The 21,856-nt window shown below is 66.0% G+C and carries 20 protein-coding genes; 11 read left to right on the top strand and 9 right to left on the bottom strand.

The window, feature by feature from the left end; translation table 11 throughout:
• Window positions 1–28: 28 nt before the first annotated feature.
• From dusB to groL, 11 genes are all read left to right on the top strand, one after another.
• Entirely contained in the window at window positions 29–1,093 is a 1,065-nt protein-coding gene (gene dusB, locus WG924_RS03390) for a tRNA dihydrouridine synthase DusB (RefSeq protein ID WP_345931602.1), read from the top strand.
• The gene (locus tag WG924_RS03395) at window positions 1,090–2,421 is read left to right on the top strand and encodes a two-component system sensor histidine kinase NtrB (RefSeq protein WP_372045122.1); all 1,332 of its coding nucleotides are present in this window, start codon (window positions 1,090–1,092) and stop codon (window positions 2,419–2,421) included. The genes dusB and WG924_RS03395 overlap by 4 nt, the downstream gene beginning before the upstream one ends.
• Before the next feature lie 15 nt (window positions 2,422–2,436).
• Complete coding sequence (gene ntrC, locus WG924_RS03400) at window positions 2,437–3,921, top strand: nitrogen regulation protein NR(I) (RefSeq protein ID WP_345931603.1); 1,485 nt, start codon at window positions 2,437–2,439, stop codon at window positions 3,919–3,921.
• A 92-nt stretch (window positions 3,922–4,013) separates the two neighbouring features.
• Complete coding sequence (locus WG924_RS03405) at window positions 4,014–6,413, top strand: sensor histidine kinase NtrY-like (protein WP_345931604.1); 2,400 nt, start codon at window positions 4,014–4,016, stop codon at window positions 6,411–6,413.
• Window positions 6,414–6,417: 4 nt separating this feature from the next.
• Window positions 6,418–7,803, top strand: coding sequence for a nitrogen assimilation response regulator NtrX (ntrX, locus tag WG924_RS03410; RefSeq protein ID WP_345931605.1), 1,386 nt, complete (start codon window positions 6,418–6,420; stop codon window positions 7,801–7,803).
• A gap of 46 nt (window positions 7,804–7,849) precedes the next feature.
• Entirely contained in the window at window positions 7,850–9,226 is a 1,377-nt protein-coding gene (gene trkA, locus WG924_RS03415) for a Trk system potassium transporter TrkA (protein ID WP_188577354.1), read from the top strand.
• A gap of 63 nt (window positions 9,227–9,289) precedes the next feature.
• Window positions 9,290–9,988, top strand: coding sequence for an HAD family hydrolase (locus WG924_RS03420; RefSeq protein WP_345931606.1), 699 nt, complete (start codon window positions 9,290–9,292; stop codon window positions 9,986–9,988).
• A 171-nt stretch (window positions 9,989–10,159) separates the two neighbouring features.
• The gene (gene hfq / locus WG924_RS03425) at window positions 10,160–10,429 is read left to right on the top strand and encodes an RNA chaperone Hfq (protein WP_188577350.1); all 270 of its coding nucleotides are present in this window, start codon (window positions 10,160–10,162) and stop codon (window positions 10,427–10,429) included.
• Window positions 10,430–10,674: 245 nt separating this feature from the next.
• Window positions 10,675–12,027, top strand: a complete 1,353-nt coding sequence (gene hflX, locus WG924_RS03430; RefSeq protein WP_345931607.1) for a GTPase HflX — start codon at window positions 10,675–10,677, stop codon at window positions 12,025–12,027.
• Window positions 12,028–12,189: 162 nt separating this feature from the next.
• Window positions 12,190–12,480, top strand: a complete 291-nt coding sequence (gene groES, locus WG924_RS03435; protein ID WP_188577348.1) for a co-chaperone GroES — start codon at window positions 12,190–12,192, stop codon at window positions 12,478–12,480.
• A gap of 118 nt (window positions 12,481–12,598) precedes the next feature.
• Window positions 12,599–14,245 (top strand): chaperonin GroEL, encoded by a 1,647-nt coding sequence (groL, locus tag WG924_RS03440; RefSeq protein ID WP_345931608.1) that lies wholly within the window; start codon window positions 12,599–12,601, stop codon window positions 14,243–14,245.
• A gap of 201 nt (window positions 14,246–14,446) precedes the next feature.
• On the opposite strand, the gene WG924_RS03445 is transcribed toward groL, so the two are convergent.
• From WG924_RS03445 to WG924_RS03485, 9 genes are all read right to left on the bottom strand, one after another.
• Complete coding sequence (locus WG924_RS03445) at window positions 14,447–15,202, bottom strand: SDR family NAD(P)-dependent oxidoreductase (RefSeq protein ID WP_345931609.1); 756 nt, start codon at window positions 15,200–15,202, stop codon at window positions 14,447–14,449.
• 48 nt (window positions 15,203–15,250) lie between these two features.
• Window positions 15,251–16,090, bottom strand: coding sequence for a nucleoside triphosphate pyrophosphohydrolase (mazG, locus tag WG924_RS03450; RefSeq protein WP_345931610.1), 840 nt, complete (start codon window positions 16,088–16,090; stop codon window positions 15,251–15,253).
• A gap of 170 nt (window positions 16,091–16,260) precedes the next feature.
• Entirely contained in the window at window positions 16,261–17,283 is a 1,023-nt protein-coding gene (locus WG924_RS03455) for an LLM class flavin-dependent oxidoreductase (RefSeq protein ID WP_345931611.1), read from the bottom strand.
• A gap of 650 nt (window positions 17,284–17,933) precedes the next feature.
• On the bottom strand, window positions 17,934–18,548 hold the full coding sequence (locus tag WG924_RS03460) for a DUF2076 domain-containing protein (RefSeq protein WP_345931612.1): 615 nt from the start codon (window positions 18,546–18,548) through the stop codon (window positions 17,934–17,936).
• A gap of 107 nt (window positions 18,549–18,655) precedes the next feature.
• Complete coding sequence (locus tag WG924_RS03465) at window positions 18,656–19,375, bottom strand: Bax inhibitor-1/YccA family protein (RefSeq protein WP_345931613.1); 720 nt, start codon at window positions 19,373–19,375, stop codon at window positions 18,656–18,658.
• A 145-nt stretch (window positions 19,376–19,520) separates the two neighbouring features.
• Window positions 19,521–20,291, bottom strand: coding sequence for an anti-sigma factor (locus WG924_RS03470; RefSeq protein WP_345931614.1), 771 nt, complete (start codon window positions 20,289–20,291; stop codon window positions 19,521–19,523).
• Window positions 20,275–20,838 (bottom strand): sigma-70 family RNA polymerase sigma factor, encoded by a 564-nt coding sequence (locus tag WG924_RS03475; protein ID WP_345931615.1) that lies wholly within the window; start codon window positions 20,836–20,838, stop codon window positions 20,275–20,277. The genes WG924_RS03470 and WG924_RS03475 overlap by 17 nt, the downstream gene beginning before the upstream one ends.
• An 87-nt stretch (window positions 20,839–20,925) precedes the next feature.
• The gene (locus tag WG924_RS03480; protein ID WP_345931616.1) at window positions 20,926–21,264 is read right to left on the bottom strand and encodes a YkvA family protein; all 339 of its coding nucleotides are present in this window, start codon (window positions 21,262–21,264) and stop codon (window positions 20,926–20,928) included.
• Between the two features lie 95 nt (window positions 21,265–21,359).
• Window positions 21,360–21,836 (bottom strand): hypothetical protein, encoded by a 477-nt coding sequence (locus WG924_RS03485; RefSeq protein ID WP_345931617.1) that lies wholly within the window; start codon window positions 21,834–21,836, stop codon window positions 21,360–21,362.
• Window positions 21,837–21,856 lie beyond the last annotated feature (20 nt).

Below are 21,856 nucleotides of genomic sequence, written 5' to 3' on the forward strand. Positions count from 1 at the left end.
AACTGCCCACCCCATGATCAGGAACCCGATGACCGACCGGTTCGCTTTCCTCGGAAATCCCATCGCCGCGCTGCTGTTTCCGGCCGCCGATGCACGACCGCCGACGCCGGCACCCGTGCTTCTGGCGCCGATGGCGGGCGTGACCGACCGGCCCTTCCGGGCAATGGTGCGCCGGTTCGGCGCATCGATGATGGCATCCGAGATGATCGCCGGCGGCACGCTGGTGGAAGGCCGCGCCCGCACGCTGGGCATGATCGACCTCGACGGCGAGCCGGGGCCCATCGCCATTCAGTTGGCCGGTCGCGACCCGGCCGTGATGGCGGAAGCGGCGGCGCGGGCTGTGGAGGCGGGCGCCGCGATCGTGGATATCAATATGGGCTGCCCCGCCAAGAAGGTCACCAGCGGCGCCTGTGGCGCCGCGCTGATGCGCGAGCCGGCGCTTGCCGAAGCCATTCTGCGCGCGGTGATCGATGCGGCCGGCCCCGTGCCGGTGACGGTGAAGATGCGCCTGGGGTGGGACGAGGGCAGCCTGACCGCCCCGGACCTGGCTGCACGGCTTGAACAGGCCGGCGCGCGGCTGATCACCGTGCATGGCCGCACGCGCGCCCAGCTCTATCGCGGCGCCGCCGATCCGGCCGGCATCGCCGCCGTGCGCCGGCGTGTCCGGATACCGTTGATCGCCAATGGCGACGTGACCTGCACCGCCGATGCCCGGCGGCTGCTGATGCAGACCGGCGCCGATGGCGTGATGGTGGCCCGCGCGACCATGGGCCGGCCCTGGTTGCCGGCGCAGATCATGGCCGGGCTCAGCGGCATGGATGACGACGCGGTGGTGCCCGATACGGCCGGCATCTGGGCCCTGGCCCGCGATCATTTCGACCTGGCGCTGACGCATTATGGGGAACAGAAGGGGCGGCGGGTGATCCGCAAGCATCTCGACGCCTATGCGTCATCGGCCGGTGCCGGGCGGGTTGTGCGCGATGCCCTGGTCCGAACCGATGATGCCGGCGCCGTGCGCGACCGGCTGGCGGCATTGGCCGACGGACCGGTCGGACCGGCCGATCTCGCCCACATGTTTGGAGCGGCCGCATGACCGAGCGCCGTCGGGCCGCCACACCCGCAGATGATGCACCACCCCCCGACCCCGCCGCCATGGCCGCCGCGCCCATGGAGACCGCCCGTGACCGCAATGGCCAGGACGGATCGGTGGAGGAGGGCCTGTCCACGCCAGCCGGAGAGGCCGACGGCCTGTCCGCACCCCCCCGCCAGCGCATGTGGAAAGGTCTGGCCCAGACCATGGCTCTGACCAGTTTCGGCCGGAAACGCCGGCCATCGAAATCGCCGGTTCCCGGCGATGCCATCCTCGACGCCTTGCCCCATCCGGTTCTGGTGGTGGCGAGTGACGACCGTATCCTTTATGGCAATCCCGCAGCCGAGCAATTTTTCGGCACCGGCATCTCGGTGCTGATCGGATCGGCGCTGACCGAGTTCATCCGCTATGACAGCCCGCTGATGGAACTGATCCGCAAGGGTCTGGCGGAAGGCGTATCGGGCCTGCATGAATATGACATCGTGATCGACGGGCCGCGCACCGGCAGCCGGCTGGTCGATGTGCAGGTGGCGCCGATCGTCGACGCCAGCACGGCCGGCCCGGCGGTGCTGCTGTCGCTGATCGAACGCTCCATGGCCCATAAGATCGACCGCCAGTTGACCCATCGCGGCGCCGCGCGCTCGATCACCGGCATGGCCATGGCGCTGGCCCATGAGATCAAGAACCCGCTATCGGGTATCCGGGGCGCCGCACAGCTGCTGGAATACAATGTTCCGGAAGGCGACCGGATGCTGACCCAGCTCATCTGCAAGGAAGCCGACCGGATCGTGAACCTGATCGGCCGCATGGAACAGTTCTCTGACGGCCGGCCGATCGAGCGCGAGCCGGTGAACATCCATGTGGTTCTGGAACATGTCCGCCGGCTGGCGCAGAACGGCTTCGCCAGCCATGTCCGGTTCATCGAGCATTACGACCCGTCCCTGCCGCCGGTGTTCGGCCACCACGACATGCTGGTGCAGATCTTTCTGAACCTGGTGAAGAACGCCGCCGAAGCCGTGCCGGAGGAGGGTGGCGAGATCACCATGACGACCGCCTTCCAGCATGGTCTGCGGGTTCAGGTGCCCGGCACCCGCGAGCGGCTGGACCTGCCGCTGGTGGTGACGGTGCAGGACAATGGCCAGGGCGTGCCCGAAGACATCCGCGCCAACCTGTTCGATCCGTTCGTGACGACAAAGCCCTCGGGCACCGGCCTTGGCCTGTCGCTGGTCGCCAAGGCGGTCAACGATCATGGCGGGGTGATCGAGGTCGACAGCCGCCCCCGGCGCACCGTGTTCAAGGTGATGCTGCCCATGTACAACTCCAAGGCCTGAAGGAACGCAGACGCGATGGAGCCCGCAACCATCCTGGTCGCCGATGACGACCGCAGCATCTGCACCGTTCTGCATCAGGCGCTGAGCCGTGCCGGCCATACGGTCCGCACCACCGGCACCGCCGCATCCTTGTGGCGGATGGTGGAAGACGGCGACGGCGATCTGGTCATCACCGATGTGGTGATGCCCGACGAGAACGCGCTGGACCTGCTGCCGCGCATCAAACGCCTGCGCCCCAACCTGCCGGTCATCGTGATGACCGCGCAGAAGACCCTGCTGACCGCCGTGAAGGCCACTGAACGCGGCGCGTTCGAATATCTGCCCAAGCCATTCGATCTGAACGAACTTCTGCGGATCGTGCAGCGGGCGCTGAACACCCGGCGTGGCGACGCGCCGCCGCCGGCGCTGGACCCGCGCAGCCAGCCGCAGGCCGATGAGGAAATGCCGCTGGTCGGCCGATCGCCGTCGATGCAGGAAGTCTATCGGGTCATGGCCCGGATCATGGGCACCGACCTGACGGTGATGATCACCGGCGAAAGCGGTACCGGCAAGGAACTGGTGGCGCGGGCGCTGCACGACTATGGCAAGCGCCGGGGTGGACCCTTCGTCGCCATCAACATGGCGGCGATCCCGCGTGACCTGATCGAGAGTGAGATGTTCGGTCACGAGAAGGGCGCCTTCACCGGTGCCGCTCAACGCAAGACCGGCCGCTTCGAACAGGCCCAGGGCGGTACGCTGTTCCTGGACGAGATCGGCGACATGCCGCTGGATGCCCAGACCCGGCTGCTGCGCGTGCTGCAGGAAGGCGAGTTCACCACCGTCGGCGGCCGCACGCCGATCCGGGCAGATGTCCGGATCATCGCCGCCACCCATCGCGATCTGCGCCAGTTGATCCAGCAGGGGCTGTTCCGCGAGGATCTGTTCTATCGCCTGAACGTGGTGCCGGTGCGTCTGCCGCCGTTGCGGGAGCGGCGCGAGGATATCGCCGACCTCGCCCGCCATTTCCTGAAGCTGGCCTGCGACCAGGGACTGCCGTTGAAGAGCTTGTCCGCCGATGCGGTCGAGGTTTTGAGCGCCTATCACTGGCCGGGTAATGTCCGCGAGCTGGAAAACCTGATGCGGCGTCTGGCGGCGCTGTCGGCGGAAGACGTGATCTATCGCCCCGATATCGAAGGCGAATTCGCCGAGCCGCTGCCGGCCGACGACGATCGCCGCCGGGGCGGCAGCCTGGGCGAGGCGATCGATTTCCATCTGGCGGAGTATTTCGATGCCCATGACGACGGTCTGCCACCCGCGGGGCTGTATGACCGCATCCTGCGCGAGGTGGAGCGGCCGCTGATCGAACGCACCCTGGTCGCCACCCGCGGCAATCAGATCAAGGCGGCGCAGGTGCTGGGCCTGAACCGCAACACGCTGCGCAAGAAGATCCGCGATCTGGCGATCGAGGTGACCCGCGGGGGCGAGCCAACCCGTATCGGTGGTGGTCCGTCGGGCCGATGAGCGATACCGACCGGCCAGAACCGCACCAGACAGGTCCGGAGGATCAACGACCGGACGGCGCCGCACGTCCGGTATCGCCGCCGTCATCGACCATGCGCAGCAAGGCCGATGACGCACGTCGCGAACGCTATGCCGGTCGTATCGCCGGCAGTTTCGGCCGACGGATGACAGTGCTGTTCGCCCGTATCCGACCGGGGCGGATCTTCACCATCGCGCTGCTGGTCGCGGCGCTGGCATCGGGCGTCGCGACCTATCTGGCATTGACCGGGCTGTCGTTCTTCGGCGGCAACTGGGGCAGCGAGGCCCGTGCCGATGCCAGCACGGTATTCATTCTGCTGAATGTCGATCTGGCGTTGCTGCTGCTGCTGGTGGGGGTGCTGGCCCATGGGCTGATCCGGCTGTGGTTGCAACGCCGGCGGCGATCGGCGGGATCACGGCTGCAATTGCGGCTGGTGACGCTGTTCGCCCTGGTGGCCGCGCTGCCGGCGATCGTGGTGATGGTGTTCTCGGCGCTGTTCTTCGATTTCGGCATCCAGACCTGGTTCAACGAACGGGTGCGCACCGCGCTGAACCAGTCCAATGCCGTGGCGCGCGCCTATCTGCTTGAACATCAGCGCACGATCCGCGCCGATGTCATTGCCATGGCGGCCGATATCGATCGCGAGGCCCTGACCACCTTCGATGCGTCGGGCCGGTTGCAACGGCTACTGGAAATCCAGGCGGCGCTGCGCAATCTGCCGGAGGCCATGGTGTTTCGCGGCGATGGCCGCATCCTGGCCCGCAGCGAACTGAGCTTCAGCCTGGAATTCGCCACCGTGCCCCAACCGCTGCTGGATCAGGCGCGGCGCGGCGATGTGGTGCTGCTGACCGATCGCCAGGACGACCGGGTGCGGGCGCTGATCCAGGTGCAGAGCCTGGGCGATGTCTTCCTGTATGTCGGCCGCTTCGTCGACAGTGCCGTGCTCGACCACATGGAGCAGGTCAACCGCGCGGTCAGCCAGTATGACGAGGCCGAAAGCCGCAGATCCGGCATTCAACTGACCTTCACCGGGCTGTTCGTGCTGATCGCGCTGGTTCTGCTGCTGGCGGCGGTGTGGATCGGCTTTCTGGTCGCCCGTTCGATCGCCCGGCCGATGAGCCAGCTGGTCGGTGCCGCCGAGCGCGTGCGCAGCGGCGATCTGCGCGCCCAGGTGCCCGAAGGGCGCGAGGATGACGAGGTTGGCATCCTGGCTCGTGCGTTCAACCGCATGACCCGACAATTGGCCGCCCAGCGTGAGGCTCTGCTGGCCGCTAACCGTCAGATCGACACCCGGCGGCGATTCACCGAGAAGGTGCTGGAAGGGGTGTCGGCGGGGGTCATCGGCCTGGATGCCGATCACCGGGTCAATCTGGCCAACCGGTCGGCGCTGTCGCTGCTGGGCCTCGATTTCGATCAGGCGGTCGACCGGCCGATGGTGGACCTGCTGCCGGCGCTGGAACCGCTGCTGGCGCGCCTGGTCGACCGCCCCGACCGGGTGGTTCAGGCGCAGATCGAAGCCGACCCCGGCGGCCGCCATCGTAATCTCATGGTGCGTCTGGCCGCCGACATCATCTCGACCCGCGATAGCGGACCGGCGGCCCCGGTGGGGGTGGTGATCACATTCGACGACATCACCGATCTGATGGTGGCGCAGCGTACCGCGGCATGGTCGGATGTGGCGCGCCGCATCGCTCATGAGATCAAGAACCCGCTGACCCCCATTCAGCTTTCGGCCGAACGGCTGAAACGCCGCTACCTGAAAGAGATCACCTCCGATCCCGATACATTCGTCGCCTGCACCGATACCATCATCCGTCAGGTCGGCGATATCGGCCGCATGGTGAACGAGTTCTCGTCCTTCGCCCGTATGCCTCAGCCGGTGATGGCCGATGTCGATCTGGGGCCGCTGGTGCGTGAAGCAGTGATCACTCAACGCCTCGGCCGCCCCGAACTGGGATTCGAATTCACCCGCCCAGACGTGCCTGTCCTGGTGCGGGCAGACAGCCGGCTGCTGGGGCAGGCCCTCACCAATCTTCTGGTGAATGCCGGACAGGCCGTTGATACCATTGCCGAAACCGAAGGTGTTCCGGCGCGTGACCTGCCTCCGGAGCGGCGGCGCATCGTCGTCGCCATCGAGGCCCTAGACCGGCTGGCACAGATCACCGTCGCCGATGCCGGGCGTGGTCTGCCCGAGAGCTTGAAGGGCAGGCTGACCGAGCCCTATGTCACAACGAAGGCCAAGGGAACGGGTTTGGGCCTCGCCATCGTGCGCAAGATCATGGAAGATCACGGCGGCCGCGTGTCGATCGACGACAGGCGGGACAGCGACGGACGCATTCTCGGCGCCGTCGCCACGCTTGAACTGCCTCTGGCTGCCCCGGTCTCCGTCGCCGGTGCGGTTACCCCTGAAATCCGGCCGACCCCGCCAAGCCAAGACGGTCCTATCAGCGAACCTGGTTCTACAAGGCCCTGACGCGATGCCATCGGACATTCTGATCGTCGATGACGAGGACGACATCCGGCACCTCGTCGCCGAACTGCTCCGTGATGAGGGCTATACCGCCCGCACCGCGCGCAACAGCGACGAGGCGCTGGGGGAAGTTGCCGCCCGTCTCCCCGATATGGTGCTGCTCGACATCTGGCTCGACGGCAGCCGGCTCGACGGCATGGGGATTCTGGCCGAGATTGTGCGTGAGCATCCCGGCCTGCCGGTGGTGATGTTCAGCGGCCACGGCACCATCGAGACCGCGGTGACAGCGATCCGCGAAGGTGCCTATGATTTCATCGAGAAGCCGTTCAAATCGGACCGGCTGCTGCTGGTGGTCCGCAATGCGATCGAACAGGCGAAGCTGCGCCGCGAGATCGCCGACCTGAAGAAGCGCGCCGGTATCGATGCCGAACTGATCGGCGGATCGGCGGCCATCAGGCAACTGCGCCACACGATCGAGCGGGTGGCGCCGACCAACAGCCGCGTGCTGGTCACCGGCCCCGCCGGTGCCGGCAAGGAAGTGGCGGCGCGGCGCGTACACATGCAGTCGAAGCGTGCGGAGGCACCGTTCGTGGTGCTGAACTGCGCGATCATGACCCCCGACCGGGTCGAGGCCGAGCTGTTCGGCGCCGAACCCGGCGCGCTGGGCCCGGAGACGCCGCGCAAGCTGGGCCTGTTCGAGCAGGCCCATTCGGGCACCTTGTTCCTGGACGAAGTGTCGGACCTGCCGCTCGAAACTCAGGGCAAGGTGGTGCGGGCGCTGCACGAACAGCGTTTCACCCGTCTTGGCGGCGAACGGCCGATCGAGGTGGATGTGCGTGTGGTGGCGGCGACCAACCGCGACCTCGGCACCGAGATCCAGGCAGGGCGGTTCCGCGAGGATCTGTTCTATCGCCTGAACGTGGTGCCGTTGCGTGTGCCCAGCCTGAAGGAACGCCGTGACGACATTCCGGATCTGGCGCGCCATTTCATGGTGCGGGCGGCCGGGCTGTCGGGTCTGCCGGCGCGCAGCCTGGGCGCCGATGCGCTGGCCGTGCTTCAGGCAGGCGAATGGCCGGGCAATGTCCGGCAGTTGCGCAATGTCATCGAATGGCTGCTGATCATGGCACCGGGGGATGTTCAGGCCGAGATCCGGGCCGAGATGCTGCCGCCGGAACTGGGGGCAGGGGCGCCGGCACTGGTCAACCCGTCGGAAGATGGCGAGATCATGGGCCTGCCGCTGCGCGATGCGCGCGAGGTGTTCGAGCGCAACTATCTGAAGGCACAGGTGGCGCGGTTCAACGGCAACGTGTCGCGCACGGCAAGCTTCGTCGGCATGGAACGTTCGGCCCTGCATCGCAAGCTCAAGAGCCTCGGCATCAACACCTCGTCGTAAGCCCCTGTTCTGATCACAGGTTAGGGCCCCCGGAAGGCAGGCGTACATGAAGGTCATCATCTGCGGTGCCGGCCAGGTGGGCTATAACATCGCCCGGTCGCTCGCCCGTGAAGACAATGACATCACGGTCATCGACCAGTCGGAAGACCTGATCCGGAAACTGTCGGAGAGTCTGGATATCAAGGGGCTGATCGGCTATGCCTCGCATCCGGACGTGCTGGAACAGGCCGGCGCCGCCGATGCCGACATGCTGATCGCGGTGACCGCGTCGGACGAGGTGAACATGGTCGCCTGTCAGGTGGCCCATGCCCTGTTCAACGTGCCGACCAAGATCGCGCGCGTGCGCCATCAGGGCTATCTGCAGCCGATGTGGGCCGACCTGTTCAGCCGCGAGAACCTGCCGATCGACGTGATCATCTCGCCGGAGCTGGAGGTCGCGCGCGCCATCGGCCGGCGGCTGAAGGTGCCGGGCGCGACCGACGTCATCCCGTTTGCCGGCGACCGGGTCTATCTGGTCAGCCTGAAGGCCGATGCGGCCTGTCCGGTGGTCAACACGCCGCTGGCGCAGTTGACCGAGCTGTTTCCCGACCTGACCTTGCGTATCGTCGCCATCATCCGTGGCGACCGGATGATGGTGCCGACCCCGCGTGACCAGATCCTGCCCGGCGACCAGATCTATTTCGTCGCCGACCGCGAGCACGTGCCGCGGGCGATGGCGATCTTCGGCTTCGAGGAGCGCGAGGCCCGGCGGATCGTCGTGGTCGGTGGCGGCAATATCGGCCTGTTCCTGACCGTGCAACTGGAGAAGCTGCAGCCACGGCTGAACATCAAGCTGATCGAGGCCGATCGCCACCGCGCCGAGCGTATCGCCGACCGGCTGAGCCATTCGCTGGTGCTGTCGGGCAGCGGGCTGGATCCCGACCTGCTGGGTGACGCCAATATCAGCCATGCCGAAACCATCGTCACTGTTACCAATGACGATGAGTCCAACATCCTGTCGGCGCTTCTGGCCAAGCGGCTGGGCTGCAAGCGGGCGATGGCGCTGGTCAACAACCCGACCTATCCGCCGCTGATCAGTTCGCTGGGTGTGGATGTGGTGATCAATCCGCGGGCGGTCACCGTCTCACGCATCCTGCAGCATGTCCGGCGCGGCCGCATTCATGCGGTCTACAGCCTGCATGATGGCGGCGGCGAAATCATTGAGGCGGATGCGCTGGAGACCTCGCCGCTGGTCGGCCGGCCGCTGCGCGATACCGCGCTGCCCCCGGGCGTGATCATCGGTGCCGTGGTTCGCGACGGCAAGGTGATGGCGCCGGATGGCGACACCATCATCAAGGTGCGCGACCGCATCGTGCTGTTCGCCCTGGCCGACAGCATCCGCAAGGTGGAGAAGCTGTTCTCGGTGCGGTTGGAATTCTTCTGAGCCCGGCCGGGCCGCCCGGACCCAAGCCCCCAATGCCATGAACCGACATCAGGAGCATCGCGCATGACCGCGATCGACGACGCCACGGCCTTCGCCCGGCTGCCGCGGCCGGCTGCCGTGCTGTTCGACTGGGATCACACCCTGGTCGACGCCTGGGGCGCGATTCTAGCGGCCTATAACGACGTGATGATCGCCTTTGGTCAGCCACCGGTGCTGACGCCGGAAGAGGGCCGGCTGCGTATCCGACGGTCGATGCGCGACACCTTTCCCGAGCTGTTCGGCGATCGCTGGCAGGAAGCGGCCTTGTATTTCAAATCGGCCTATGCCGCGCGCCATCTGGATCTGCTGACCGCCATGGACGGTGCCGCCGATCTGCTCGACCTGCTGGCACGGGCCGGGGTGCCGGTCGGCGTGGTCAGCAACAAGCAGGGGCCGTTCCTGCGTGCGGAAGCCGGGCATCTGGGCTGGACCAGCCGCTTCAGCGCGCTGGTGGGGGCGGGCGATGCCGCGCGGGACAAGCCCGATGCGGCACCGGTTGCCATGGCCCTGGCGCCGATGGCGGTCGCGGCCGGGCCGGATGTGTGGTTCGTGGGCGATGCGCTGGTGGATATGGACTGTGCCATGGCCGCCGGCTGCACCGCCATTCTGCTGGTTCATGATGGCGCGAGCCTCGATGACGGGGCGCTTGCCCGCGCATCGCTCAGGGTTGTCGATTGCCGCCACCTGCATGACCTTGTAACTTCGGCGATGGGTCTTACCTGATCGGTCGGTCCGATATGGCAAGGCCCGGGCCGGCGTGTGATGGCACGCGGTAACTGGACGGGGGACGTCCGGCACCGGCTCGACAAAGATCCCGGCTAAGGCCCAGAAAGCGGCCGCGGCGGCCGGGAGATAGATCAAACTCGCCGCATGATAACAAGAAGGGGTGCCTCCATGGCGTCTGAGAAGAACCAGAATCTCCAGGATGTGTTTCTGAATTACATCCGGAAGAACAAGACTCCCGTGACCGTCTTCCTGGTCAATGGTGTCAAGCTTCAGGGTGTTGTGACCTGGTTCGACAACTTCTCCGTGCTTTTGCGGAGGGACGGGCACAGTCAGCTCGTCTATAAGCATGCGATCTCTACCGTGATGCCGACTGTACCGGTGCAGTTGTTCGACCCCCAGGCCCAGGGCGAACGTGACAAGGAGCACGGGGACCACTGACCCGGCCGCAGACCGCGCCACCGTTGCTGGCGGCGGTGGCGCCCTCCGGCCGGTCGACCATATCCAACAGACTGGGGCCGACAGACCAGGGCCGCCGCGGTATCGCTGGCGGCCTTTCCTGATGGCATCGCCCCCAGATGACATCGACCTTGAGCGACATTTTGTCGCGATCACGCCTTGCGCCTTGCGCATGAAGGAGCGGCTTGTCCGACGATCAGATCAAATTGAGAACCGGTGATGACGGCATGGGCGATGGACCGGCCCGGGCACTGGTGCTCCAACCGGACATCAAGCAACAACGCCGCAGCCGTGGTCCGGCGCCGGCTGCGACTCTGGTGGATGACGATCCCGACGCGATCCGTGGCATGCGTGCGCGACTGGACGAGGGCATGGCCCTGACCACGGCGCTTGGACTTGAGGTCGCCGAAGGGGTCGTGGTGCCGGTGGCGCGGGCGCGCCCGGCCACCTTGTTCGGCTCCGGTAAGGTCGACGAGATCAAGGCGCAGCTTGAGGCCGCCCCGGTCGATCTGGTGGTGATCAACCGGCCGCTGACACCGATCCAGCAGCGCAATCTTGAAAAAGCCTGGAATGTCAAAGTTATCGACCGGATCTGGCTGATCCTGGAAATCTTCGCCGACCGGGCGCGGACCCGGGAAGGGCGGCTTCAGGTGGAGCTGGCGCGACTCGGCTATCAGCGCAGCCGTCTGGTGCGTAGCTGGACCCATCTTGAACGTCAGCGCGGTGGCCGCGGCTTCCTGGCCGGTCCTGGTGAAAGCCAGATCGAAACCGACCGTCGGATCATCGATGATAAGGTCGCGAAGCTGAAGCTTCAACTGACCGAGGTCGTCCGCACCCGCGAACTGCACCGCAAGAACCGTCGTGAGGTGCCCTATCCGGTGGTGGCGCTGGTCGGTTATACCAATGCCGGCAAGTCGACCCTGTTCAACCGGGTGACCGGTGCGGCGGTGGTCGCCAAGGACATGCTGTTCGCGACCCTGGACCCGACCATGCGGGCCCTCGAACTGCCCTCCGGCCGCAGGATCATCCTGTCCGACACGGTGGGCTTCGTGTCCGAACTCCCGACCGGCCTGATCGCCGCCTTCCGCGCGACGCTGGAGGAGGTGAAGGAAGCGGCGCTGATCATCCATGTCCGCGACATCGCGGACCCCGACACCGCGGCCCAGCGCCGCGACGTGCTTCAGGTGCTGGGTGAGTTGGGCCTGGGACATCGCCTGCCGCATGATGTTCTGGAATTCCGCAACAAGCTCGACCTGCTCGATGGCGATGCGCGCGATCAGGTTCTGAACGAAGCGGCGCGTGCCGACGATGCGGTCGCGGGATCGTCGATGACCGGCGAGGGGCTCGACGGGCTGCTGCGCGCCATCGATGCAAGGCTGGCGGTCGGCGACGAACTGGCCGATTTCGACGTACCGCACAGCGATGGCCAGGCGCTGGCCTGGCTCTATGCCCATGGCGACGTGGCGGCACGCGCGGATGACGAGGCGGCAGCCCATGTCTCGGTCCGCCTGAAACCCCAGGACATCTCCCGCTTTCAGGCCCGCTGGCCCCATCTTTCCGCGCCGGCTTCCGACACATGATTTTTTTCGGCCGGCCGGTGTTTTTTTCGGCCGGCCGTCCTTGAACGAATTGCTAGCACTCTTACCTGAGGAGTGCTAAACAGCCCGCGTGATGCTGGCGATAACCGCATCCCCGCGGGCCGGCACATCCTCAGAGAACCGCTCAGACTGGAGAGATTAACCATGGCGATTCGTCCGCTGCATGATCGCGTCGTTGTGCGCCCGATCGAGCAGGAGCAGAAGACGGCCGGCGGCATCATTATCCCCGACACCGCCAAGGAGAAGCCGCAGCAGGGCGAAGTTGTTGCGGTGGGCAACGGCACCCGCGGCGACGACGGCAAGCTGGTGGCGCTCGACGTGAAGGTCGGCGACCGCGTGCTTTATGGCAAGTGGTCCGGCACCGAGGTGAAGGTCGACGGCCAGGACGTTCTGATCCTGAAGGAGCAGGACATCTTCGGCGTGATCGAGGGCTGATCCCTCTCAACCGCCCTAGACCTCCGGCTTCGGGTGACCGAAGCCGTCCACGATCTTCAGGGATGCAGCACCCATCCAGGCGCGCCCCTGTCACAATTCGAGCTTTCGAGGAACGAACATGGCTGCCAAGGAAATCAAGTTTGGTAATGACGCCCGCGTCAAGATTCAGCGCGGTGTCGACGCCCTTGCCAATGCCGTGAAGGTGACGCTGGGCCCGAAGGGCCGCAACGTCGTGATCGAGAAGTCCTTCGGTGCGCCACGCATCACCAAGGACGGCGTCTCGGTTGCCAAGGAAATCGAGCTGTCGGACAAGTTCGAGAACATGGGCGCCCAGCTCGTTCGCGAAGTTGCCTCGCGCACGGCCGACAATGCCGGTGACGGCACCACCACCGCCACCGTGCTGGCCCAGGCGATCTTCAACGAAGGCCTCAAGTCGGTTGCCGCCGGCATGAACCCGATGGATCTGAAGCGCGGCATCGATCAGGCGGTGATCAAGGTCGTCGAGACCCTGAAGACCCGGTCGAGCCCGATCAACACCTCGGACGAGATTTCGCAGGTCGGCACGATTTCGGCCAATGGCGAGCGTGAAATCGGCGAGATGATCGCCGAGGCCATGCAGAAGGTCGGCAAGGAAGGCGTCATCACGGTCGAGGAGGCGAAGAGCCTGCTGACCGAGCTGGACGTGGTCGAGGGCATGCAGTTCGATCGCGGCTATGTCTCGCCGTATTTCGTCACCAATGCCGAGAAGATGGAAGCCGAGCTTGAGAGCCCGCTGATCCTTCTCTACGAGAAGAAGCTGTCGAGCCTTCAGCCGATGCTGCCGGTGCTTGAGTCGGTGGTTCAGCAGAACCGCCCGCTGCTGATCATCGCCGAGGACGTCGAAGGCGAGGCCATGGCCACCCTGGTGGTCAACAAGCTGCGTGGCGGCCTGCGCGTCGCGGCCGTCAAGGCCCCCGGCTTCGGCGATCGCCGCAAGGCCATGCTGCAGGACATCGCGATCCTGACCGGCGGCCAGGTGATCTCGGAAGATCTGGGCATCAAGCTTGAGACTGTCACCATCGACATGCTCGGCACCGCCAAGATGGTCCGCATCACCAAGGACGACACCACCATCGTCGACGGTGCGGGCGAGAAGGACGAAATCCAGGGCCGCGTGGCGCAGATCAAGGCGCAGATCGAGGAAACCACCTCGGACTACGACCGTGAGAAGCTCCAGGAGCGTCTGGCGAAGCTGGCCGGCGGCGTCGCGGTGATCCGCGTCGGCGGCGCCAGCGAGACCGAGGTGAAGGAGCGCAAGGACCGCGTCGACGACGCGCTGCATGCGACCCGCGCCGCGGTCGAAGAGGGCATCGTCCCCGGCGGCGGTACCGCGCTGCTGTATGCCATCTCGGCGCTTGAAGGCCTGGCCGGCGCCAATGCCGACCAGACCACCGGCATCGACATCGTCCGCCGTGCGCTGAGCCGCCCGGTTCGCCAGATCGCCGACAATGCCGGCGTCGATGGCGCGGTGATCGCCGGCAAGCTGCTGGAGAGCACCGACACCAACTGGGGCTTCGACGCCCAGAAGGGCGAGTATACCGACCTGGTGAAGGCCGGCATCATCGACCCGGTGAAGGTTGTCCGCAGCGCCCTGCAGGACGCGGCATCGGTTGTCGGTCTGCTGATCACCACCGAGGCGATGATCGCCGAGAAGCCCGAGAAGAAGGACTCCTCCCCGGCCGGTGGCATGGGCGGAATGGGTGGCATGGGCGGCATGGATTTCTGATCCAGCCGAACCCGGACCATCCGGACCTTCGGGTCTCGGATCTGACCAAAGACGAGGCCGCAGTCCCGGAAACGGGGCTGCGGCTTTTTCTTTGTGGCGACGTCTCTGTGGGTCCTTGTGCCGGACAGCACTGCCGACGAAAAAATGCCCGCCCGGATCAATCCGGACGGGCATGTCGTCAAGCGGCGGATGGTGGCGGTATCAGCTACGCTTGATCGCGAAATTGTTGAACGCCTGCATCACCGGCATCAGTTCCAGCGTGTTGACATTCACATGCCGCGGCATCTTGGTCACCCAATGGATGACGCCGGCAATGTCGTCGGCGCTCATCGGGGTCATGCCCTCATAGACCTTCGAGGCACGGCTGTCGTCGCCCGAGAACCGCACCAGACTGAATTCGGTTTCCGCCATGCCCGGCTCGATGCAGGTGACACGGACGTTCGAGCCCAGAAGGTCGGCGCGCAGGTTAAGTGAGAACTGGTGCACGAAGGCCTTGGTGCCGCCATACACATTGCCGCCCGGATAGGGATAGGTGCCGGCGACCGAGCCCAGGTTGATGACATGGCCGCGATCGCGCGCCACCATGCCCGGCAGCACCGCGCGCGCCATATAGGTGACGCCCTTGATGTTGGTGTCGATCATGGTGTCCCAGTCGTCCAGATCCGCCGACTGGGCCGGGTTGAGACCCCGGGCGAGGCCGGCATTGTTGATCAGGACGTCGACGGCATCGAACGGTGCGGGCAGGGCGGCGATGGCGGTTTCCACCGCCGCACGGTCGCGGACGTCGAGGGTGACGACGTGAACCTCGCCGCCAAGCTCGGCCTTCAGCGCCTCAAGCCGCTCGGTCCGCCGCCCGATCAGGACGAGGCGATCGCCCGATGCCGCATAGGCGCGGGCGAGGGCGGCACCGAAGCCGGCAGTGGCGCCGGTGATCAGTACGGTCAGACGGTCGGTCATCGAGAAATCTCCCTGGGGGATCTGGTCGGGTGGGTGATGGTCGGGTGGTCAGGTGTCGGCACCGGTACGGGCCTTCGCCACCTGCCACAAAGCCTCCAGCCGATCGGCATCGACTGGGGCAGATCGTTCCTGCGGATCAAGCTGTTGTTCGACCGACCGGAAGCGACGCTCGAACTTGGCGTTGGCCAGCCGGAGCGCATCTTCGGCATCCATGTCGAGCTTGCGGGCCAGTTGGGCGACGGTGAACAGCAGGTCGCCCACCTCTTCGCGCATCGCATCGGTCCGGCCGGCCGCCATCGCCTCCCGCAGTTCCGCGGCCTCTTCCTCGACCTTGTCTAGGATGCCGCCGGCGTCGGGCCAGTCGAAGCCGATCCGGCCGGCACGCTTGCCAAGCTTGGTGGCGCGCATCAAGGCGGGCAGGGCGCGGCCGACATCGTCCATCAGGCTGGCCGGTCCAGCGGTGGTGGTTCCCTTCGCGGCGCGTTCTTCGGCCTTGATATCTTCCCAGCGCCGCTTCACCTGCGCAATGCCGGCTGCATCCGGCGCGGCATCATCGGCAAACACATGCGGATGCCGGCGGATCATCTTGGTGACGATCGCCTCGACCACGTCGGGGAATGCGAAAGCGCCGGCCTCTTCGGCCATCCGCGCGTGGAACACCACCTGAAGCAGCAGGTCGCCAAGCTCGTCGGCAAGATCGGCCATGGCGCCCCGGTCGATGGCGTCGGCGACCTCGTATGCCTCTTCGATGGTATAGGGCGCGATGGTCGAGAAATCCTGCGCCAGATCCCATGGACATCCGGTGTTCGGATCGCGCAGCCGCACCATCACCGCGATCAGGGCATCGATCTGGCGGCGGTTGCGGAGGAATGCGGCATCATCGGTCATGACGGGCAGGGCCTCGGCCTTGAGCGGGTGAGGTCGGAGCGCGGGCGGCCTGTGCCCCCGACGGGCACCATCCTCCGGCGCTCCTTTCTACCGCTCCCTCGCCGACCGGTCCATGACGAACCACCTCTGGCCCATGGTGTGGACCGGACGTGGCCCGGTAGCTCGATTGATCAGGCCGCGCTGGCGGCGCGATCCCGCAACTCGGCCACGATACCGTATGAGCGCTGGCGAGCGGCCTGGTCATAGACGGCGGCGTTGATCATGACTTCATTGGCGCCGGTGGCGTCCAGCAGGTGTTCCAGCCCGGCGGCGACCGTCTCACGGCCACCAATGACCGAGGCGCCGAGGAAACTGGCCACAGCCTCGGCCTCACGGGCTGTCCACAGTGCATCCATGCTGTCGACAGGCGGCTGCATCGGCTTCATATCATTGCGGATCAGGTTCAGAATATGCTGCTTGGCCGATGTCGAGAGATAGTCGGCCTCGGCATCGGTTTCAGCGGCGATGACATTGGTGCCGATCATCGCATAGGGCGCGTCCAGCACCTCCGACGGCTCGAAGACATGGCGATAGATCGCCAGCGCCTGCATCATATAGCGTGGCGCGAACTGGCCGGCGAAGGCAAATGGCAGACCAAGGCGGCCGGCAAGTTCGGCGCTGTAGCCGCTGGAGCCCAGCAGCCAGATCGGCACATTGGTGCCTTCGCCTGGAATTGCGCGCACGGCGTAAGGCGAGGGTGCCTCCGGCGTGCGAAGGTAATTGCGCAGCTCAGCCAGCAGCGGCTGGAAATCGTCGCCGTGACTGGTGAGGTCACGGCGCAGCGCCCGCGCGGTCATGCCGTCGGTACCCGGCGCCCGGCCAAGCCCCAGATCGATGCGGCCGGGATACAGCGTCTCAAGCGTACCGAACTGCTCGGCCACGATCAGCGGCGCATGGTTCGGCAGCATGATGCCGCCGGATCCGACCCGGATCGTCGACGTGCCGCCGGCAATATAGCCGATCAGCACCGCGGTCGCCGAACTGGCGACACCGGGAATGTTGTGGTGCTCGGCAAGCCAGTAGCGGGTATAACCCAGCCGCTCGACATGGCGGGCCAGCGCCAGACTGTCGGTGAAGGACCGGGCGATGGTCTGTCCGGCCCGGATCGGCGACAGGTCCAGGACGGAGATCGGGGTTTGGGCGAGCAGGCTCATGAGATCGACTGGCTCCGTATCGGGGCGACCTTGTACAGGCCCCATATATAAGACCGATCCGGTCGGGATTGCACCATCCCACCATAATGATTTTCAACCAGTAAATCGCATAAGCTATATTATGGAAAATAAGACTTGGCCGAAGACCCAGAACCATCTGTGTTTCCAGGAACTTCGCCGAGATATTCTATCCGCGCCCACACGACCCTTTGGATGCCATCTGACGCCATCCATCCGGTCCTTCGAGGTGCTGGAGATGCTGCCGATATCGACACCCCTGGATGATCACGACGCGCGGAAGCGGACAGGGCCGCTGGTCTGACCGGCCTGCCCTTCCCGACAGCGCGGGACTTCAGCACCAGCGGGTGCCCCATATAAAAAGCCGGGGAACGGTCTTTGAACCGTTCCCCGGGAGACAGTCACGTCCGCATCGGCGACCGATCCGGGGGCAGCCGGATCGGATGGGCAAACCTTCGGAGGTCAGGGCGGACCGCCGAAGGCACGACCGGCAAGCGGGCAAAGGTCGATGCTTGGCCGGTCGGTGGTCGATGGCCTGCACAAGATCTCGTCGTGCCGGCCATCGAACCTGGTATGGCTGCCCCCGGAGCACGTGCGATCAGCGTCCGGGGGTGGCCGAAATTCCGGTCTCGTCAGAACAACTCGTCGTCGCCACCGAAGAAGCCGCCGTCATCCGCCGGCATGTCGGCGGCGGGATCCATCTCGTCAGGCATCGGCTCTCCCGGTGCGGCCGCCATGGCCTCATCGGGGCTGAGCATGCCGGCGATCATGTTGCCGAGCACGACACCGCCCGCAACACCCATGGCGGTCTGTGCGGCGCCGGCCAGAAAGCCGCCGCCACGGCGGGGCTGCTGAGCCTGCGCACCCCAGGGAGCGCCGCCCGGCTGCTGCTGTTGATATCCGGCCGCCCCGCCCGGCTGCTGCTGGCCATAGCCGGCAGCAGCGCGTGGCTGCGGTGCCGGCTGTGGTCCGCGATTGCCGCCGCCAAACAGGCTGGACAGAAACCCGCCGCCGGCCGGCCGCGATGCCAGCGCGTGTTCAAGCTCTTGAATCCGCTGCTGGGCTGCGTTCAGCGCGTGTTCCTGAACCACGATGGTCTGCGCCATGTAATAGGGCGCCGCCGGGTGGCTCGATACCTGCTGACGGATCACCGCGTCGGCCTCGGCATCACGCGGACCGGCATTCTGCTCGACCTGTCCCAGCCTGGCGAAAAGGTCGTCGATGGCTTTGCGGTCCTGAGCGTTCATGACGTCAACGGTTCCCTGATGGAAAGATGATGTGGTCGGGTGCGTATGGGCTCAAGGCCGTCCCCTGCCCCTGCGTGGCGGAGACGGCGCCGAGCCGGGTTAGCGGATCATTCCTCGCGCTGGCCGGTCAGGCTCAGCAGAAGCTGGAACAGGTTCACGAAGTTGAGATACAGCGAGAACGCCCCGAACACGGCCAGCTTCTGGGTCGATTCCGCATCCCAGTTTTCCGAGTACTGTTCCTTGATCGACTGGGTGTCCCAGGCGGTCAGGCCGACGAAGACCAGCACGCCGATCACCGACACGGCGAACTGCAGCATGGTCGAGCCGACGAAGATATTGACCAGGCTGGCGATCACCACGCCGATCAGGCCCATGATCAGGAACGAGCCGAACTTCGACAGGTCACGCTTGGTGGTATAGCCATAGAGGCTGGTGGCACCGAACATGGCGGCGGCGATGAAGAAGGTGCGCGCGATGCTGGCCCCGGTGAACACCAGGAAGATCGACGACAGCGACAGACCCATCACCGCACAGAAGGCCCAGAACGCCATCTGGGCGCCGGCAGCCGACATTTTGTGCATGCGGAACGAGAACACCAGCACGAAGGCCAGCGGCGCCAGCATCACCACCCATTTGAGCGGGGTGCTGAAGATCGGCACATACAGGGCCGGCGTGGTGCCGACCAGAAACGCGACGAGACCGGTCAGGACCAGCCCCAGGCCCATATAGTTATAGACCCGGAGCATGTGCCGCCGGAGGCCCTCGTCGTAAACGGCGCCGCGGGTCTGGCCCTGGACGGCTTCGCGGGCGAAGGGAGGCAGGTTCATATGCGTTCAGTCCCCGTTGCAGGACCGCTTGCAGGGCCGTGCCCGCCATGACGGCGGGCGATGACACCTGTGGGTCCGGATCGTTTGTGGTCGTCTTTGAAGGGAATGGCGCCCAAAGCCGGCCGCCCTGCCCTTCGTCATGTTCTCAGTACAAACTGCGGGCCAGGCGGTCCGCAGCCGCCCCCAGATCCCGCAGATCGGCGGCACTGGCGGTCAACACATAGGCCTGATCGCCGATCTGCCAGAAGGCGGCAGTGGCGGCGTCGGCCTTCACTTCCTGCGGCCAGGACACGGCGAAATCGTCCACCCTGACCGCGAACAACGACATCCGGCCCAGCTTGCGATCATCCAGGGTCAATTCGACGCTGGGGCCATCGCCGGCCGGGAAAACCTGCACATCCACCACTTGCCAGTCCGCGGGTAACTGCGGCAGTGCGATCCGGGTCGCCGCCCGGATCTCTTCGGCATCCAGATGCGCCGCCACCGCCGCCGAGGTCATCGACTGGCGCAGCAGGGCCACCTGATGGGCAACCAGCGCCTCATCGACGAAAGCCGGCGGGCTCGGCGCCGCCTCGCTGGTGGAAATGCCGCCGAACTGGCCATGGGCCGCCCAGCCGATCGACAGCAGAGCCACGACGGCGGCAGCGCGCTGGAAACGGCGGGCCACGCCTGCGAAGGCGAGGCCACGCTCCAGTCGTCGGCCGGCTTCCACCAGCCGCGGCGTCGACCGGCCCGCCGGCGCCGCGAAGGCGATCCGCAGGGCATCGCGGGTGCGCAGATCGGCCATCACCTGGGCTGCAACATCCGGATGGCGGGACAGATAATCCTCCACATCCATCCGGCGCGCGATGTCCAACTGGCCGTCGACATAGGCGTGCAGGTCGAAATCGGGGATGCGTTCAGTTGGCACGGTCATCCGATCCTCCCACCACACGCAGATGCGGTATCCCGTCGCCGCCGCTCGTCGTCGCGGCGTCGGCTGCGTCTTCCATCGCCCGCAAGGCCGCACGGGCGCGGCCGATCCGTGACATCAGCGTCCCCACCGGCACATCCAGTGTGGCCGCCGCATCCTGATAGGACATGCCTTCGATGGCGACCAGATGCAGGGCTTCGCGCTGTTCGTCGGGCAGGCGCAGAAACGCCCGCCGCACCTGATCCAGGCGCACGACGCCATCCTGCGATGGCTCGACATGCAGCGGATCCAGGCTGGCGGCGTGATTGTCGCGCGTGGTGCGGGCACGGCTGGCGCGTCGCGCCGAGATGAAGGTGTTGTGCACGATCGCCAGCAGCCAGCCCTTCAGATTGCCGCCGCTGCGAAAGCTGCTGCGGCGCTCGTAAGCCCGCACCAGCGCATCGTGAACGAGATCCTCCGCCTCGGCCTCGTCGCGGGTCAGCACCCGGGCATAACGCCGAAGCGCGCCCAGTTCCCCCACCACATCGAAGCCACTGCGATTTGTGTTCATATCCTGTATACGCAGCAACGGCCGGGTTTCATCCCGGCCGTTGACGATTTTTATCGAGGGGGAGGCTTTTCTGGACGCGTGGGCCGGTCAGAACCGCCGGCTGCCGGCATCGGCCGGGGCATTGGAGGGGCCGAACCAGCGGTCCAGCACCCGGTCGACCCGGCCACGGTGGTCGGCCATCACATGTTCGGGCGTACGACGACGCGCCCAGCGCATCCCGAAGCCCACCACCGCCAGGTCATCGAGTACGCCGATGATCATCAGGAAGTCGGGGATCAGATCCAGCGGGCTGATCGCATAAAGCAGCACGCCCAGAATGGCCATCCGCGCCGACCAGCTCTGCCGGCGGTCACGAAGGCTGGAGATCAGGGCAAGGGCATCGCGCCCGAGCAGAGCGGCGACGCGGAACAGGCGCAGTCTGGCCATGGCTGGCTGCGTCTCCCATGATGCGACACGGGCAAGACAATCTTCCCGTCTGACGCACAAATGGGCATGACGGCGTCGCTTGCCAAGGGGAGCGATCAGCCCCGGTCGCGGCGCCCCTGCCCGCCCCGACCAGGGCTACCCCGATTCTGGCCGCCCCGACCAGGGCCACCCTGCTTTCCGCGACGGCCGGCACGATCGTCGCGGCGGCTGGCGGGGCCGGCTTTGGTTGCCGGCGTTCCACCACTGGCGCCAGTGTCGGTGCCATTCGTGGCCGAGGTGCCGCGACCCGCCGTCAGCATGCGCAGACCATGAACTGCGATGCCGCCGGCCAGGGTCAGGATCAGAGCTGACGCAACCACGATGCCGAAGGCGCCGCCTTCCAGCGGTTCATTGAAGGCCACCCGATAGATCATGCCCCGGAACAGGCCGAAGAACAGGCCGCCGGCGGTGAGCATCCACAACAGCGTGATCAGCGGCCGGTTCAGCCGCCAACCAATGGCGATACACAAGACCCACAGAATCGGATCACGCATCGTTGCATAGACAATGGTCTGAATGGCCGTCTGGTCCATGGGGCGGGGCCTTCAAGGCA

Source organism: Tistrella arctica (assembly GCF_039630945.1).
GTDB classification, from domain to species: Bacteria; Pseudomonadota; Alphaproteobacteria; order Tistrellales; family Tistrellaceae; genus Tistrella; species Tistrella bauzanensis.

Excerpts from the sequence above, each read along its gene's own strand:
- WG924_RS03420 (WP_345931606.1), top strand. The coding sequence starts at position 9,290 with ATGACCGCGATCGACGACGCCACGGCCTTCGCCCGGCTGCCGCGGCCG.
- WG924_RS03405 (WP_345931604.1), top strand. The coding sequence starts at position 4,014 with ATGCGCAGCAAGGCCGATGACGCACGTCGCGAACGCTATGCCGGTCGT.
- WG924_RS03485 (WP_345931617.1), bottom strand. The coding sequence starts at position 21,836 with ATGGACCAGACGGCCATTCAGACCATTGTCTATGCAACGATGCGTGAT.
- WG924_RS03480 (WP_345931616.1), bottom strand. The coding sequence starts at position 21,264 with ATGGCCAGACTGCGCCTGTTCCGCGTCGCCGCTCTGCTCGGGCGCGAT.
- WG924_RS03470 (WP_345931614.1), bottom strand. The coding sequence starts at position 20,291 with ATGACCGTGCCAACTGAACGCATCCCCGATTTCGACCTGCACGCCTAT.
- groES (WP_188577348.1), top strand. The coding sequence starts at position 12,190 with ATGGCGATTCGTCCGCTGCATGATCGCGTCGTTGTGCGCCCGATCGAG.
- trkA (WP_188577354.1), top strand. The coding sequence starts at position 7,850 with ATGAAGGTCATCATCTGCGGTGCCGGCCAGGTGGGCTATAACATCGCC.
- WG924_RS03465 (WP_345931613.1), bottom strand. The coding sequence starts at position 19,375 with ATGAACCTGCCTCCCTTCGCCCGCGAAGCCGTCCAGGGCCAGACCCGC.
- hfq (WP_188577350.1), top strand. The coding sequence starts at position 10,160 with ATGGCGTCTGAGAAGAACCAGAATCTCCAGGATGTGTTTCTGAATTAC.
- mazG (WP_345931610.1), bottom strand. The coding sequence starts at position 16,090 with ATGACCGATGATGCCGCATTCCTCCGCAACCGCCGCCAGATCGATGCC.
- dusB (WP_345931602.1), top strand. The coding sequence starts at position 29 with ATGACCGACCGGTTCGCTTTCCTCGGAAATCCCATCGCCGCGCTGCTG.
- ntrC (WP_345931603.1), top strand. The coding sequence starts at position 2,437 with ATGGAGCCCGCAACCATCCTGGTCGCCGATGACGACCGCAGCATCTGC.
- hflX (WP_345931607.1), top strand. The coding sequence starts at position 10,675 with ATGGGCGATGGACCGGCCCGGGCACTGGTGCTCCAACCGGACATCAAG.
- WG924_RS03475 (WP_345931615.1), bottom strand. The coding sequence starts at position 20,838 with ATGAACACAAATCGCAGTGGCTTCGATGTGGTGGGGGAACTGGGCGCG.
- groL (WP_345931608.1), top strand. The coding sequence starts at position 12,599 with ATGGCTGCCAAGGAAATCAAGTTTGGTAATGACGCCCGCGTCAAGATT.
- WG924_RS03395 (WP_372045122.1), top strand. The coding sequence starts at position 1,090 with ATGACCGAGCGCCGTCGGGCCGCCACACCCGCAGATGATGCACCACCC.
- WG924_RS03460 (WP_345931612.1), bottom strand. The coding sequence starts at position 18,548 with ATGAACGCTCAGGACCGCAAAGCCATCGACGACCTTTTCGCCAGGCTG.
- WG924_RS03445 (WP_345931609.1), bottom strand. The coding sequence starts at position 15,202 with ATGACCGACCGTCTGACCGTACTGATCACCGGCGCCACTGCCGGCTTC.
- ntrX (WP_345931605.1), top strand. The coding sequence starts at position 6,418 with ATGCCATCGGACATTCTGATCGTCGATGACGAGGACGACATCCGGCAC.
- WG924_RS03455 (WP_345931611.1), bottom strand. The coding sequence starts at position 17,283 with ATGAGCCTGCTCGCCCAAACCCCGATCTCCGTCCTGGACCTGTCGCCG.